This window comes from Agrobacterium larrymoorei (genome assembly GCF_005145045.1).
Lineage (GTDB): Bacteria > Pseudomonadota > Alphaproteobacteria > Rhizobiales > Rhizobiaceae > Agrobacterium > Agrobacterium larrymoorei.
In genome coordinates this window covers 181,383-196,256 of the sequence record NZ_CP039692.1, presented here as the reverse complement: position 1 = coordinate 196,256, position 14,874 = coordinate 181,383, and the positions used below count along the sequence as shown (strand labels likewise).

Annotated in this window: 13 protein-coding genes; 10 read left to right on the top strand and 3 right to left on the bottom strand. The window is 57.1% G+C overall.

Annotated features, from left to right (window positions below):
• The first annotated feature begins 40 nt into the window (after window positions 1-40).
• From CFBP5473_RS15270 to recQ, 10 genes are all read left to right on the top strand, one after another.
• On the top strand, window positions 41-991 hold the full coding sequence (locus CFBP5473_RS15270; protein WP_027675304.1) for a carbohydrate ABC transporter permease: 951 nt from the start codon (window positions 41-43) through the stop codon (window positions 989-991).
• Between the two features lie 3 nt (window positions 992-994).
• Window positions 995-1,831 carry a carbohydrate ABC transporter permease gene (locus CFBP5473_RS15265; RefSeq protein WP_027675305.1) on the top strand — a complete coding sequence of 279 codons (837 nt, stop codon included), beginning with the start codon at window positions 995-997 and terminating at the stop codon, window positions 1,829-1,831.
• Between the two features lie 4 nt (window positions 1,832-1,835).
• Window positions 1,836-3,008, top strand: coding sequence for a glycoside hydrolase family 88 protein (locus CFBP5473_RS15260; protein ID WP_027675306.1), 1,173 nt, complete (start codon window positions 1,836-1,838; stop codon window positions 3,006-3,008).
• Between the two features lie 15 nt (window positions 3,009-3,023).
• The gene (locus tag CFBP5473_RS15255; RefSeq protein WP_027675307.1) at window positions 3,024-4,133 is read left to right on the top strand and encodes an ABC transporter ATP-binding protein; all 1,110 of its coding nucleotides are present in this window, start codon (window positions 3,024-3,026) and stop codon (window positions 4,131-4,133) included.
• Between the two features lie 11 nt (window positions 4,134-4,144).
• Window positions 4,145-4,804: a DUF624 domain-containing protein gene (locus CFBP5473_RS15250; RefSeq protein ID WP_051441264.1), complete on the top strand. Its 660-nt coding sequence runs from the start codon at window positions 4,145-4,147 to the stop codon at window positions 4,802-4,804.
• Window positions 4,805-4,855: 51 nt separating this feature from the next.
• Window positions 4,856-6,136 carry an ABC transporter substrate-binding protein gene (locus CFBP5473_RS15245; protein WP_027675308.1) on the top strand — a complete coding sequence of 427 codons (1,281 nt, stop codon included), beginning with the start codon at window positions 4,856-4,858 and terminating at the stop codon, window positions 6,134-6,136.
• Between the two features lie 65 nt (window positions 6,137-6,201).
• The gene (locus tag CFBP5473_RS15240) at window positions 6,202-8,061 is read left to right on the top strand and encodes a DUF2264 domain-containing protein (protein WP_027675309.1); all 1,860 of its coding nucleotides are present in this window, start codon (window positions 6,202-6,204) and stop codon (window positions 8,059-8,061) included.
• Between the two features lie 4 nt (window positions 8,062-8,065).
• A complete protein-coding gene (locus tag CFBP5473_RS15235) occupies window positions 8,066-9,706 on the top strand; it encodes an acyltransferase (protein WP_027675310.1) in 1,641 nt (546 codons plus the stop codon).
• 120 nt (window positions 9,707-9,826) lie between these two features.
• Complete coding sequence (locus CFBP5473_RS15230) at window positions 9,827-10,177, top strand: hypothetical protein (RefSeq protein ID WP_027675311.1); 351 nt, start codon at window positions 9,827-9,829, stop codon at window positions 10,175-10,177.
• Window positions 10,178-10,259: 82 nt separating this feature from the next.
• Complete coding sequence (gene recQ, locus CFBP5473_RS15225; protein WP_027675312.1) at window positions 10,260-12,119, top strand: DNA helicase RecQ; 1,860 nt, start codon at window positions 10,260-10,262, stop codon at window positions 12,117-12,119.
• Between the two features lie 15 nt (window positions 12,120-12,134).
• On the opposite strand, the gene CFBP5473_RS15220 is transcribed toward recQ, so the two are convergent.
• From CFBP5473_RS15220 to CFBP5473_RS15210, 3 genes are read right to left on the bottom strand one after another with little or no spacing between them, the layout of a single operon-like run.
• Complete coding sequence (locus tag CFBP5473_RS15220) at window positions 12,135-13,031, bottom strand: dihydrodipicolinate synthase family protein (protein WP_027675313.1); 897 nt, start codon at window positions 13,029-13,031, stop codon at window positions 12,135-12,137.
• Between the two features lie 31 nt (window positions 13,032-13,062).
• Window positions 13,063-13,944, bottom strand: a complete 882-nt coding sequence (locus CFBP5473_RS15215) for an SMP-30/gluconolactonase/LRE family protein (protein ID WP_027675314.1) — start codon at window positions 13,942-13,944, stop codon at window positions 13,063-13,065.
• Window positions 13,945-13,992: 48 nt separating this feature from the next.
• The gene (locus CFBP5473_RS15210) at window positions 13,993-14,718 is read right to left on the bottom strand and encodes a FadR/GntR family transcriptional regulator (protein ID WP_037170953.1); all 726 of its coding nucleotides are present in this window, start codon (window positions 14,716-14,718) and stop codon (window positions 13,993-13,995) included.
• Window positions 14,719-14,874: the final 156 nt, after the last annotated feature.

Here is a 14,874-nt window from a genome sequence, read left to right as displayed (position 1 = left end):
CGCTTGTTGCGCCGCAGTTTAATGGCCGTGGGAGGTGTCGGTGGCGATTGCGAATGCGAGCGTATCCGAAGAGCAGGCGTCGCCTCTTCGCAAGAAGAAGGTGCGGATTGTTTCAAAGCGCAGGCGCAGAATAGAAAATGCGCTGATCGCTTATTCCTTCATCGCGCCGAATTTCCTCGGCTTTGCGATCTTCACGCTCGGTCCCATCCTTTTCGCTTTCGCCTTGGCGTTCATGCATTGGGATGGTTCGAACCCCATGCGCTTTGCCGGGCTGGATAATTTCTGGCGGCTGTTTGAGGATCGCGCTTTCATTGCCGCGTTCTGGAACACGATCATCTATACGGTCGTGTCCGTGCCAGCCACTCTTGCCTGCGCGCTTGGCCTTGCCATTTTGCTCAATCAGAAAATCTGGGGCCGTAACTTCTTTCGCACGGCAATGTTCTTCCCCTATGTCGCTTCGCTCGTGGCCGTTGCGGTTGTCTGGAATATGATCTTCAATCCCGAAATGGGGCCGGTGAACATGCTTCTTTACACGCTGGGTCTCGACCCGGCGGACATGCCCGGCTGGGCTGCGGACCGGCATTGGGCGATGGTGACAGTCATCCTGTTCGGCGTCTGGAAGAGCATGGGTTACTATATGGTGATCTATCTTGCCGGCCTTCAGGGCATCAATTCCGAGCTCTACGAGGCTGCCGGTCTCGATGGCGCGAATGCCTGGCAGAAATTCATCCATGTCACGCTGCCGCAACTGGGTCCCACGACCTTCTTCGTCACTGTCATGCTCACCATCCAGTCGTTCAAGGTGTTCGATCAGGTTTACATGATCACGCAGGGCGGACCGGGAACGTCGACGCTGGTGCTCGTCTATCACATCTATAATGAGGCCTTCATTTCCTGGGATCTCGGCTATTCGAGCATGATTGCGCTGGTGCTGTTCTTCCTCGTGCTTGCCGTCACCGTCATCCAGTTCAAGCGGCAGCGGGAGGATTGAGCGATGCGCGTCAAGGGTCGCAAAATTTCCTTCCAGACGATTGCCGTTTATGTCGCGGTGATCTCGATCACGGTCATCATGCTGTTGCCATTCGCGTGGATGCTGTCGGCATCGCTGAAGCTCAGCCGCGATGTATTCGTATTCCCGATTGAATGGATACCATCGCAGCCGCGATGGGAGAATTACACGGAAATCTGGACGAAGATTCCCCTCGCGCTCTTCATTTACAACACGTCGAAGCTGACGATCATCGTAACGGTGCTTCAGTTGCTGACATCGAGCTTCGCGGCCTATGCTTTCGCCAAGCTGCATTTTCCTTACAAGAACACGCTGTTCCTTGGCTATATCGCCACCATTGCCATGCCCTGGCAGGTCTACATGGTGCCGCAGTTTCTGTTGATGCGTGAGTTTGGGCTCAACAACACTCATCTGGCGTTGATCCTGCTGCAAGCCTTTACCGCCTTCGGTGTGTTTTTGATGCGGCAATTCTACATGTCCATTCCCAATGAGCTATGCGAGGCAGCCCGCATCGATGGCATGAACGAGTACCAGATCTGGGCGAAGATCATGCTGCCGCTGTCCAAGCCCGCGCTTTCCACGCTGACGATCTTCACCTTCGTCACGACCTGGAACGACTTCCTCGGCCCGATGATCTATCTGACCAAGACGGAGTTGAAGACGATCCAGATCGGGCTGCGCATGTTCATCTCGCAATATTCGGCGGAATACGGGCTTATCATGGCGGCTTCCGTTGTGGCTCTCATACCGGTGTTGATCGTGTTTCTGGCACTTCAGCGCTTCTTCGTGGAAGGCGTTGCGTCTTCCGGCATAAAAGGTTGATTTCATGCTCGATGTCGTAACCGCAGGGCCGGAGCCCATTACCGATCAGGATGTGACGGAGGCACTTGATGTCGCTGTTGCTCAGGTGCGCCGAAATCTGCCTGCGTTCACCTATCGCGCGCAAAATCACTCGAGCGTCGACAATGTCTATCCCGCAGTTGAGAATGACCAGTGGACGGCGGGTTTCTGGCCCGGCCAAATCTGGCTTGCCTATGAACATTCGGGCGACAAGACATTTCGCTATGCCGCGCAAATTCAGGTGCAGAGCTTTCTCCACCGCATCGAAAACCGCATAGAGACCGACCATCACGATATGGGATTTCTCTATTCTCCATCCTGCATCGCTGCGTGGAAGCTCGTTGGCGATGAAGACGGCAGACAGGCGGCGCTGCTTGCCGCTGATCAGCTGATGGAGCGCTACCAGCCAGTCGGGCAGTTCATTCAGGCCTGGGGCCGTAAGGGTAACGCTAATGAATATCGCTACATCATCGACTGCCTGCTGAATCTGCCGTTGCTTTACTGGGCGAGCGAACAGACGGGCCGTGAAGACTATCGCGAAGTGGCGCTGGCCCATGCCCGCACGACGCTCGCTAATTCCGTGCGACCGGACGATTCGACCTATCATACATTCTACATGGACCCGGAAAGCGGTGCGCCGGTGCGTGGCGTTACCAAGCAGGGTTACAGCGACGAAAGCTTCTGGGCGAGGGGGCAGGCGTGGGGCATTGCCGGAATGGCATTTTCCTACCGTTACGAGCGGCTTCCGGCTTACCGCGATGCATTCGAACGGCTGCTCAAATTCTATCTCGACCGCCTGCCGACCGATCTCGTTCCCTATTGGGATCTCGTCTTCTCGGACAAGGATGGCGAGCCGAGGGACAGTTCCGCCGCGGCCATCGCTGCGTGCGGGCTGCTGGAAATGGCCGACCTTGAAACACCGGAGAAGGCGGAAGAATACCGGAAGCTGGCAAGGCGCATAGTGAAGAGCCTTGTCGACGTGTACTCGGTGAAAGACCCTGCCATTTCCAATGGTCAACTTCTCCACGGCACCTACTCCAAGAAGACGCCGCATAATACCTGCCGGGGTGAGGGCGTGGACGAATGCGTGGCCTGGGGCGATTATTATTACATGGAAGCACTCATCCGGCTTTCCCGCCGCTGGTCTTCATACTGGTGAGAGCGTGAGGATCATATGGCCAGCATTTCCCTGAAAAAACTCAACAAGACGTTCGGCGCGCTCAAGGTCGTTCACGATATCGATCTCGAAATTGCCGACAAGGAATTCATCATCCTCGTCGGGCCATCCGGCTGCGGCAAGTCCACGACACTGCGGATGATTGCCGGGTTGGAAGAAATTTCCGGCGGTGAACTCCTCATCGGCAACGACATGATGAATGACGTGCCGTCGAAAGATCGCGATATTGCGATGGTCTTCCAGAACTATGCGCTTTATCCGCATATGACGGTCTACAAGAACATGGCCTTCGGTCTCGAGCTCCGAAAGGCGCCGCGCGACTTCATCGACAACAAGGTGAAGGAAGCGGCGCAGATACTTGATATTACGCATCTTTTAAACCGCAAGCCGAAAGCGCTTTCCGGTGGGCAGAGACAGCGCGTCGCCCTTGGGCGCGCTATGGTGCGCAACCCGGAAGTCTTCCTGCTGGACGAGCCATTGTCCAACCTGGATGCTAAGCTGCGCGGCACAATGCGGTCCGAAATCAGCAAGCTTCACAAGCGCCTCGATGCGACCTTCATCTATGTCACGCATGACCAGATCGAAGCCATGACGATGGCCGACCGCATCGTCGTGATGAAGGACGGCCATATTCAGCAGGTCGATACGCCGCAAAATCTCTACGACCGCCCGATCAACATGTTCGTGGCCGGGTTCATCGGTGCGCCGCAGATGAACATGCTGCCCGTCGTTCTTCGAGAGGATGGAGACGCTGTCGTCGCCGAGTTCGAAGGGGCGAAAATGGTCCTGCCCGGCTCGATAGATGCATCGCGGCTGAAGCCTTATATGAACAGGAACGTCGTTCTCGGTATTCGCCCTGAAAACTTCCACGAGTTTGCGCCTGCGGATATCGATCCGGCAAATACGTCGCCCTTCCGGGCAACTGTAGAACTGGCGGAGCCTATGGGCTCGGAGGTACATCTCAATCTGCTGGCGGGCGGCATTGCTCTGGTCGCAAAGGTGTCGCCTCGCTTCCGCGCGAAAATCGGCGATGAGGTCGAGCTCGTTGCCGATCTGACCAACTGCCAGCTTTTCGATCCTGAAACTGAACGATCCATTCTCTACTGAGGGGCGGTGCGATGCAGTGGCTATCGGACATGTGGGTGAAGGAGGGCGCTGGAATAGCGAAGGACGCCCCGCAGCCGACGGGTCTTGCCCTGTTTTTCGATATATTCAAGCGCGAATGGTGGGAGATGGTGAAGCTCAATCTCCTCTTCATCATCGCCAGCCTCCCTCTCATCACTATACCCGCTGCGACGGTTGCCATGGCGCGGGTATCGCGGAGCATCGCTGCCGATGAGAATGTCTATCTGCTGCGGGACTTTCTGGAGGCATTGAAAACCCATGCGATCCGGGCAACTGCCCTGTGCGTCCTATGCTTCTCGGTGACGGGCGCAGCGGTTTACACCGCAATCAGTTACGCCTCGGCGGCGCGTGAACAACTGATTTACAGCGTGCCGCTTGCCGTCAGCATCGTCGTTACGCTGTTTCTGCTCATCGTCTCTGCTTACGCCGTGGTTCTTCTCGGTGAACAGAAGGCCGATGTCGTGAACAGCCTGAAGCGAGCAGCCTTGCTTGCCTTGGCAAGACCGCTGCCGATGGCGGGCGCTTTGGCTTTCGTCGCTCTGCTCTGGCTGGCTCACATCCTGTTCTACCCCGTTTCGGTGTTCATGCCGGCCACGATCAATTTCTCACTCGGCATGTTCGCCCTGTGTTTCGCGGCACGAACGGCAAGATAAAGAGAATCATAAAAGTAAAGCGATATCATTTAATTAGGGAGGAAACCTAAAATGAAACTTCAACTAACGAGACGCGCCTTCACCTTGGCAACGACGTCACTCGCCGTGGCGACGGGTTTTGCCGGAGCGGCACTTGCGCAAAGCGATGCGCCGGTAACGCTGAAATGGGCACTGTGGGATCTCGACAAAGGGGCCTACTTCAAGCCGCTGATGGAGGCTTACCAGAGCAAGCATCCGAATGTGAAGTTCGAAGCGGTCGATCTTGGATCGCAGGACTACACGCAGATGATCTCGACCCAGCTGACGGGTGGTTCGAAAGACATCGACATCGTCACGATCAAGGATGTACCGGGTTACGCCAACCTCGTGCGCGCGGGCAATATCGATGATCTGACTGGCTTCATGACCGAACAGAAGATCGACGCGGCTTCCTATGGTGGTCTGATCGAGGAACTCACGATTGACGGCAAGATCTATGCGCTGCCGTTCCGCTCGGATTTCTGGGTCGTCTATTACAATAAGGATATTTTCGATAAGGCAGGTGTGCCTTATCCGAGCAACGACATGACCTGGGCTCAATTCGATGAGATTGCGGGCAAGCTGAAGGGCGGAATGGGCGTCAACCGCACCTATGGCGCCTTGCTGCACACCTGGCGCTCCACGGTGCAGTTGCCGGGTATTCAGGATGGCAAGCATACGCTGGTCGATGGGAATTATGAGTTCCTGAAGCCTTGGTATGAGCGCGCACTGGCGTTGCAGAAGAGCGGCGCAATTCCGTCCTATGCATCGCTGAAAACATCGAACACCCATTACTCCGCGCTGTTTTTCAATGGCACCATAGGCATGCTGCCCATGGGTACGTGGTTCGTGGGAACGCAGATTGCCAAGGTCGCCTCGGGTGAATCCAAGAGCGCAAACTGGGGTATCGTGAAGTTCCCGCATCCGGACGGCGTAGCGGCAGGCACGACGGCTGCACAGATTTCCGGCCTCTCGGTCAACAAGAATTCCGGGCACAAGGAAGCCGCTCTGGACTTCATCAAGTTCGCCACCGGGCCGGAAGGGGCAGCAATCGTTGCCGCCACCGGCACGTTCCCGGCACTGAGATCGGATGACGTCGCGCAGAAGATCGCGGCGCTGCCGGGCTTCCCGCAGGACGAAAACAGCAAGGAAGCGTTGAAGGCTGGCAAGGCTTATCTAGAAATGGCAGTCAATCCGAATGCCGCCCGTATCGAGGTCGTACTGAACCGTGTCCACGATTCCTTGATGACCGATAACATCTCCATCGATGACGGTCTCAAGGAGATGGACGAAGGCGTCAAAGCCATCAAGTAAATATGTTTGGCCGTCGCAGCAGACGCTGCGGCGGCCTTCCTGCCAGATATCGAAAGATCAAGGCCGTGCATCACCAGACCGCCAGTGCCAATCCGCTTTTTCACAACCCGCTTCTGACAAGAGACGATCTCGCCAAGGCCGTGCTGGATTTGTTCAGCCCACTGCTACCGTATTTTTCCGATGGAGGAGCGCGGGTGCGGCTGAGCGCCACCGGCGCTATATTCGATTATCCGGCAGCGGAACTGGAAGGTTTCGCGCGGCCTCTCTGGGGCATCGTCCCGCTGGCCGCAGGCGGTTATGATTTTCCGCATTGGGACCTTTACCGGCGCGGTCTGGCAAACGGCACCAATCCCGCGCATGAGGAATATTGGGGCGATGTTGCGGATAGAAATCAGAGGCTAGTGGAACTGGCAGCCATCGGCTTCGCGCTCGCCATGGTGCCGCAACATATCTGGGAGCCGCTGAACGATCACGACAAATCCAATATTGCCTCGTACCTGGTTGCGGCCCGCGAACGGGAATTCGTCGATAATAACTGGAAGTTTTTCCGCGTGCTGATCGATCTTGGCTTGGAGCGCGTCGGCATCCCGTTCGACAGAAAAAAGACCGAGGATTATCTCGATGAGCTGGAGGCATTCGATATCGGCGATGGCTGGTATCGCGACGGTCCCGTGAGGCGGGTCGATCACTACATTCCCTTCGCCATGCATTTTTACGGCCTGATTTATACGGTGCTTGCCAAGGGTGATGAGGAGCGCAAGGCGCGCTTTCTCGCGCGGTCAAAACGCTTTGCAAGCGATATCCGCCATTGGTTCGGTCCTGATGGCGCCTCGGTCGCTTTCGGGCGCAGCCAGACATATCGTTTCGCAGCGGGTGGTTTCTGGGGAGGTCTGGCCTTTGCCGATCTTGAGGCTCTGCCTTGGCCTGAGATCAAAGGCTACTACATGCGTCACATCAGATGGTGGTCGAAACGCCCCATCTGTGATCGCGATGGTGTTCTGTCCATCGGTTACGGCTATCCGAACCTGTTGATGAGCGAGAGCTATAATTCGCCCTGCTCACCCTATTGGGCGCTCAAGTTCTTCCTGCCGCTGGCTCTGCCGCAGGATCATCCTTTTTGGTCAGTCGATGAAGAAGCTGCGCAGGAGTTTGACGAGCCGATACCATTGCCGAAGCCGGGAATGGTGGCGTTTCATACCACCGGAAATGTTGTGCTTCTCTCCTCCGGCCAGCAGCATGACAAGATGCGCGGTGCACAGGAGAAATACTCCAAATTCGTCTATTCCACCCGCTATGCCTTCAACATGGAAGCAGATGATCGTCACTTCGCTGCGGCAAGCTTTGACGGCATGCTCGGCCTTTCAGATGACGGTGTTCATTTTCGAACCCGCGAAACGATGGAAGAAGCGCTGATTGCGCGCGATTGCCTCTATTCCCGCTGGCGGCCTTGGAGCGATGTCGTTATCGAAACCTGGCTCGTACCGCAAAATCCGTGGCATGTGAGACTGCACAGGATCACCACGCCGCGCGCGCTTGAAACATCCGAAGGCGGATTTGCCATTTCCCGCGCTGACTTTAACGCCGACATGGTTGAGGCAGGCGAGGGGCGTGCGGTGTGTTTCGGTGCGCAGGATATCAGCGCGATCATCGATCTGTCGCACGATATGCGCCGACAGGGCGTGGCGCATCAGGCAATCGCCAACACCAACCTCATTCACGGGCGCACACTGGTTCCGCAGTTGCGCGCAGGCATCTCCGCAGGCGAGACGGTGTTGATAACCGCAGCGATGGCGCTGCCGAATGGCGAAGCAGCGAACGCCGCATTGGCTACAGCACCTGCTCCTCCTGATATTGCAGCACTGGAAGCCTTGTTCCGGTCCGAAGGGCGGCGTGTGGAAGCATTCGATTTGAAAAGCGCGAGTTGAGGCAATGGAACTCGGTGCGGGACGTAAGCAGCGGCAAGCAAGGCTGAATATCCTGACATGGGAGCGGACGCAGAACGATATAGATGATGAGGATCATCAGGCCCGTTTGGCAGCGCTCGTGGATTATGCTGGGGCTAGCTTCGCCAGCAACGTCTACATCGCCGAAAATGCGCAAGTGCATACTGATCGCCTGATCATGGGCGAGAATTCCTGGATTGCCGGAAACGCCATCGTCCGCGGCGATTTGGAACTGGGCAGCAATGTCTCGATCAATCCCTATGCCTGCATCTCCGGCAAAGTCCGCATCGGCAATGATACCCGTATTGCCTCCCATGTCAGCATCGTCGGCTTCAACCATGGTTTCGAAAGCCTCGACGTTCCAATCTATCGACAGCCTCTCACCCGTCTCGGGATCGAGATTGGTGAGGATGTCTGGATCGGTGCGAACGCCGTGGTGCTCGATGGAGCGGTGATCGGCAAGGGCGCTATCATCGCGGCGGGCGCGGTTGTGAGAGGAGCAGTGCCGGATTATGCCATCATGGGCGGGATTCCCGCGCGTGTTATCGGTAGCCGTAAAACGTCTACGCCTTCTCCGAAACAGGATGATGTCGATCAGCTCTTGGCGCGACTGGATGCTCAGCTCTCATCAAACTGGCGGCAGGCGATTGAGCATTACAGCGTAGAAGGCCGCTTCCTGTCGTCGGATGCTTCCGGCAAGGTCGAAAGCAAGATCAGGCATCTTTGCGATGCCATAGAAATTGCTTCCGCCTTCGGCCAGCAGCACGACGTCTTCGACACGAAACCGGTCATAGAGCAACTCCAGGCCTTTCAGGATCCAACGACGGGTCTGTTCTCCGAGCCGGATCGGCCCTATGGAAATCCACCCGAGCGAGATTCTTCCGCGCTCTATAACATCCTCTCCGTCGGCTACGCTCTCGAATGCCTTGGCGCCGCGCCGCTTCACCCAATCGCCTTTGTAGAGGTTCTTGATGCTAAGGCGTTGGTGACATGGCTGGAAGAATTGCCGTGGGATAAAAGGGCGTGGCATTGTGGTGCGACTTTCGATGCCATCGGAACCGCACTTTACTTTAACCAGCGCCACTTCGGACTTGGAAAAAATCTCGCCACATTGATGGGATGGCTTGCGCTGAAAGCGGATAGACAAACCGGATTGTGGGGTGATGCCACCGCACAAGAGGGGCTTCTTCAGCCGGTTAACGGCTTCTATCGCTTGACAAGGGGCACCTACGCACAGTTCGATCTGCCGGTCCCCTACCCAGAGGCTGTGATCGATTCCGTTTTGACCAACTACGAGGACTACGAGAGGTTTCACGGCACTTCATTCAATGCCTGCAATCTTCTCGATACGATCCATCCGCTGCTTCTATGTGGTCTCCAAACGGAACATCGAAAAGAAGAGGCTCGGAAGATTGCTGCCGATTTACTCCGGCGGCTCGACGGGCAGTGGGTAGAGAACGAAGGTTATCCGTTCAGCGAGCCTGATAGACCGGGATTGCAGGGAACGGAGATGTGGCTTTCCGTTATCTGGCTGTGCGCCAGGCTTTTGGGTAAAGAGAACGCGCTCTCCTTCGAGCCGAAAGGCGTGCATCGTTTCACTCATGCATGGCTGCCCAAGCAGCCGTAAGGCGGATACGGCTGGAGATCGAGCCGGAGTTTCACCACCCAAGATTTTTGGTTGACTTGCGCCTCAGGGCAGCGAAACTGTTCTCGTTGATAGAGACAGGCTTTGGGAGGAGCGTTTTTCATGAGACGAAACTGGCCGGACGAATTCGCAGCGTTGCTCGAAAACGCAGACGAGGTCACGATAACACCTTCAGGCGGGGATAATACGGCAAGCCGCAAGGCACTCAAAGTTCGGCTTACCGAGCAGGATTACGAGAAAATCTGGCCGCTCGCCGAAACCCGCTTCCGTCTGCAAGGAAGCCGTGCGGGCTCTGCCATCACACTCGTTGCCAACAACCCCCATTACCAGCAGTGGCATCCGGCAGATGGCGGCGTGGAGCAGGTTACGGCACCAAGCGGCAGGGTGCATGAGACGAAATATGTCATCGTCCATTTTCTCCTGGATGATGTCCGGGAGCCGGTTGAGGCTTAGGCGAATAGCGTAGATTTGTCTCGAGGCTCGCGCTCAAAGGCACTCTATGGCATAGAGTGCCTTTACCGTAACGAGCGATTCCATGCCGCAGTCCGAGAGCCCCACCAAAAGTCTTTTTGTCGATACAGGTCGTGAAAGTCCGCTTTCCCTGTTGAAGCAGGTTTATGGATACTCTTCCTTTCGCGGCAGGCAGCAGGAAGTCGTCGATCAGGTGATGGCAGGTGGTGACGCCGTTGTGCTGTTTCCGACAGGCGCGGGTAAATCGCTGTGCTTTCAGATTCCGGCGCTGTGCCGGGAAGGGCTTGGCATCGTCGTATCACCACTGATCGCCTTGATGCGCGATCAGGTGGAAGCCCTGAAGCAACTGGGTGTGCGCGCTGCCGCACTTAATTCTTCCCTGTCGCGAGAAGAGTTCATGGAGGTGCGTCAGGCGGTTCATTCCGGGCAGCTGGACCTTCTCTATGTGACGCCGGAGCGTATCGTCACGCCGGGTTTCAAGGAGTTTATCGGTAGAACGAAGCTGTCTCTCTTCGCTATAGACGAAGCGCATTGCGTGTCCCAATGGGGGCATGATTTCCGCCCGGAATATCGTGAGCTTGGTCGATTGGTGGAGGAATATCCCGGCGTTCCGCGCATGGCGCTGACGGCCACAGCTGATCCCCACACCCGAGACGATATTATCGAGCGGTTGCAGCTCCAGTCTGCGGAAGTGTTCACGACGTCGTTCGACAGGCCCAACATCGCCTATGAAATTGTCGAGCGGGACCAGCCGAGGCAGCAATTGTTGCGCTTTCTTTCGCGGCACAAAGGGTCGAGCGGCATCGTTTATTGCCTCTCCCGCGCCAAGGTGGATGATACGGCAGACTGGCTTAATGCACAGGGCATCAATGCGCTGCCTTATCATGCCGGAATGGAACGGGAGCTGCGCGATCGGCATCAGGATGCGTTTCTGAAAGAAGAAGAGCTCTGCCTCGTCGCTACCGTCGCGTTCGGAATGGGCATTGACAAACCGAATGTGCGTTACGTCGCGCATCTGGATTTGCCGGGTTCGGTCGAAGCCTACTATCAGGAAACAGGCCGCGCCGGTCGCGATGGATTGCCTTCAGATGTCTGGATGGCTTATGGCATGGCAGACGTGATCCAGCGGGGCCGCATGATCGATGACGGCAACTCGAGCCCCGAAATCAAGCGCATAGAGCGTGCCAAGCTCAACGCTTTGCTGGGAATTTGCGAGACTGCAGGTTGCCGCAGGCAGGCTATCCTCAAGCATTTCGGTGAGTCTCACGGTGGCAATTGCGGCAACTGCGATACCTGCCTGAAGCCGGTCGAGACATGGGATGGAACCGAAGCAGCGATCAAGGCGATGGCGGCGATCTATAGGACGGGTGAGCGTTTCGGCACGGGGCATCTTGTCGATGTGCTCATGGGCAACGAAAACGAAAAGACGATCCGCTTCGAACACGTTCATATGCCGGTCTTCGGCGCAGGCAAGGATTTGCCGCCGAAGACATGGCAGTCCGTTTACCGGCAGCTTCTGGCCGCCGGGCTGATCAGCGTCGATCACACGGCTTTCGGGGCGCTGAAGCTCGAGCCGGAATCGCGCGCCGTTTTCAAGCGGGAGAGGGAGGTGCGCTTCCGTAAGGATCGCCCCACGACAGGCAAGGCCGCACGCTCGTCTTCCGCCAGTTCCGCAAATGCCAAGGCCGGTCTGGAGGGTGCGGATCTCGAACTGTTCAAGGCATTGCGCGCCACCCGCATGGAAATCTCAAAGGACCTCGGCGTTCCGCCCTATGTCGTTTTTCCCGATACGACGCTCGTTGCTTTTGCGACCGAAAGACCGTCCGACGAGGATGAGATGCTGGATATTTCCGGCGTCGGACCGTCCAAGCTGGAACGCTTCGGGGAGGCATTTCTGGAAGTGATCAACGCCCACTCGCGTTAGGCGCTGAGCGAAAACTCACTGCCAGCTGGTAAGAAGCTCCTCCAGGGCAGCACGATCCTGCGCATCCAGTCGCACGAGCCCGGGCGCGCGCACCGGGCCGACCGGCAACCCCATGATTTCCATGGCTTCCTTCACCACCGTCACATTGGCGCCGTTTCTGTAGCGCGTGCGCAGCCGCTCGAACAACTCGATCTTCTCCACGATCTTGCGGGCACCGTCGAAATCGCCTGCCAAGAGAGCCTCGTGAACCTGCATGGAAAAATGCGGCGCGACATTGACGAGACCGGAGGTAAAACCGCGCGCTCCCACCGCGGCGAAGGCTGGCGCCCAGCTTTCTGCGAGGCCGCAGATGTAAAGAGCCCCGTTGCTATCGGAGGCGGCAATAGCGCGGGACAGCAGCATAATATCGGTGGTGGCGAATTTGATGCCCGCGACATTCGGATGGCTGGAGAGCCTGACCATATCGTCCACCGCAAACCCATCTGCTCTCACATAGGCCACGAGAGGAAGCTCGCTATCTTCCGCAAGCCCAAGGAAATAGTCGATTTGCGATTGCGGGGCTGCGAACGGATCGACCGGCTGGTGAGACATCACTGCCGAGGCGCCGAGTTCCTTCGCGGTTCGCGCCATCGCAATTGCTTCGCGCTGAGAGCGCCCGATTGCTGCGGTGACAGGGGCAACACCGTCCACACCCTTGATTGCGGCCTCGTAAACTTTCAGGATTTCAGCAGGCGTCAGTGCATAGAACTCGCCTGTGTTGCCAGCCGCGACAATGTTGTGGATTCCAGCCCTGGCCACACGGGCATAGGCCTCGGCGGTTATATCGGAATTGATCTCTCCATCGGAGTCGTATGCCGTAACGGGTACGCCGGAAATGCCGTGCAGCGTCTGGCGAATATCAAATGTCGTCATCAATCGGTCTCCCGTGGAGTGAAATCTATCGTCAAAGGGCGAATTTGTGGACCGGTGCGCCAGCAACGGGCGCTTCGAAAGCCACCAGCGTTCCTGCTGTCGTAATGCCGTTCGTGTCCGTCACGAGGCTGGTAACGTATAGCGTCTTCAGGTCAGGGCCGCCGAAGCAGGGCATGGTCGGCCCCTTGAACGGCATCCTGTAGATTTCGAACAGTTCGCCATCGGGGGTGAAGCGATTCAACCTGCCCGCCTGTACACCGGCACTCCAGTAACAGCCTTCGCTATCGGTCGCGGCGCCATCCGGCCTGCCTTCATCCGGCTGAAAATCATGGAGGCGTCTGGCGGGGCCGAGTTTGCCCGTCTGAACGTCGAAATCGAAAACCTGAAGCAGCAGCCCGCTGCTATCCGAATGGTACATCCGCGTTCCATCGGGGCTCCAGGCAAGACCGTTGGATGTCAGCATATTGCCGTCTATGAAGCGCTCCACATCGCCGCCCGGCGAAACGCGATAGAGGCGAGCATTGCCGGTGGGGACTTCGGCCTCATCTCTTGTCCCGACCCAGAAGTGGCCATCCGGTCCAACTTTTCCGTCATTCAACCGGCTGTCCGCTCGTCCCTCATCCGGGTCGCAAAGAATTTCCAGCCTGCCATTTTCCGGGTTCAGCAGATGAACGCCGGTTTTCAGCGCTGCGACGATGAGGTTGCTCTGGCAAAGACCGAGACAGCCGATCTGTGTCGGCATGTCGAATCGCTGAAGCTTTCCGGCTGCTGAAAGGCGGAAAATTGCCGGGGCCAGAATATCCACGAACCACAGGTCCCCGGTTCGCTCGTCCCAAGTGGGTGATTCGCCTACGCGCAGAGGCGTGTCGATCAGTGTCTGAATTGCAGGCTCGATTATGCGGGGCTGGCTCACGAATTCTCCTCCATCATTCGTGTTGCGTGATTCACTCGGACGTTCAGGTCACCCGCTACCTCCCACGCCTTTGAACATGCGGGCGCGCGCTTTCAGTATGTGATCCTTCATCGCGTCATGAGCGGCCTGCTCCTGTCGCTCGAACACCGCTTCAACGATTGCGGTATGTTCGTTCTGTACGTCACGAACATGTTGAGGCGTGCGTTTGAGGCTGAGACTGCGTGTTACGGATTGCCCGATAGCGAAGTGGGGTTTGAACCAGGTGCGTACCGTTATGTGAAACTGGTTATGGCTCGCTCTGGCAATTGCGTCATGCAGGGCAAAGTCTTCTTCCGCGCCCAGATCGCCCCGCTCCAGGCAGAGCTCCAGCGCTGCAAGTGCCTGCTCGATGCGCGATCTATCCGCGGGCTGCCAGTTGCGTGCGGCGAGTTCTGCGGCAGATGCTTCGAGGCCCGATCTGAATTCGAAAAAGCGCTGCACGTCGGCAAGCGAGCCGACGGGAACCTGTTGCAGAACCGAAGAATCGGGCTGCTGGCGCACATAGGAACCAGAACCCTTTTGCGACACGATGAGGTCGTCATTGCGCAGTCTTTCCAGCGCCTCGCGGACGACCGGGCGTGATGCGCCGAACATCGACGCCAGGCTTTGTTCAGAAGGCAGCCGCTCGTTCAGCGGAAAGCGGCCATCGCTGATCATCCCGACGATCTTCTCGTACACGATGTCGCTCAGCCGTGTCTCGCTCCTGGGGGGAGCGGATGTGGTCAGATTATCCATCTGCGCCCTCTCGTCGCAAATCGCTGAATCTTTTCAGCTTTTCGTATCCTGTGCCGTTAAGCGCGTGTCTACAGGCGGTCCGGGAGCCGATCAACTCCCAAACGCAACCAAGGCGCCTGATAACGAAAACTCTATCCACGAATAAAAAATCTGTAA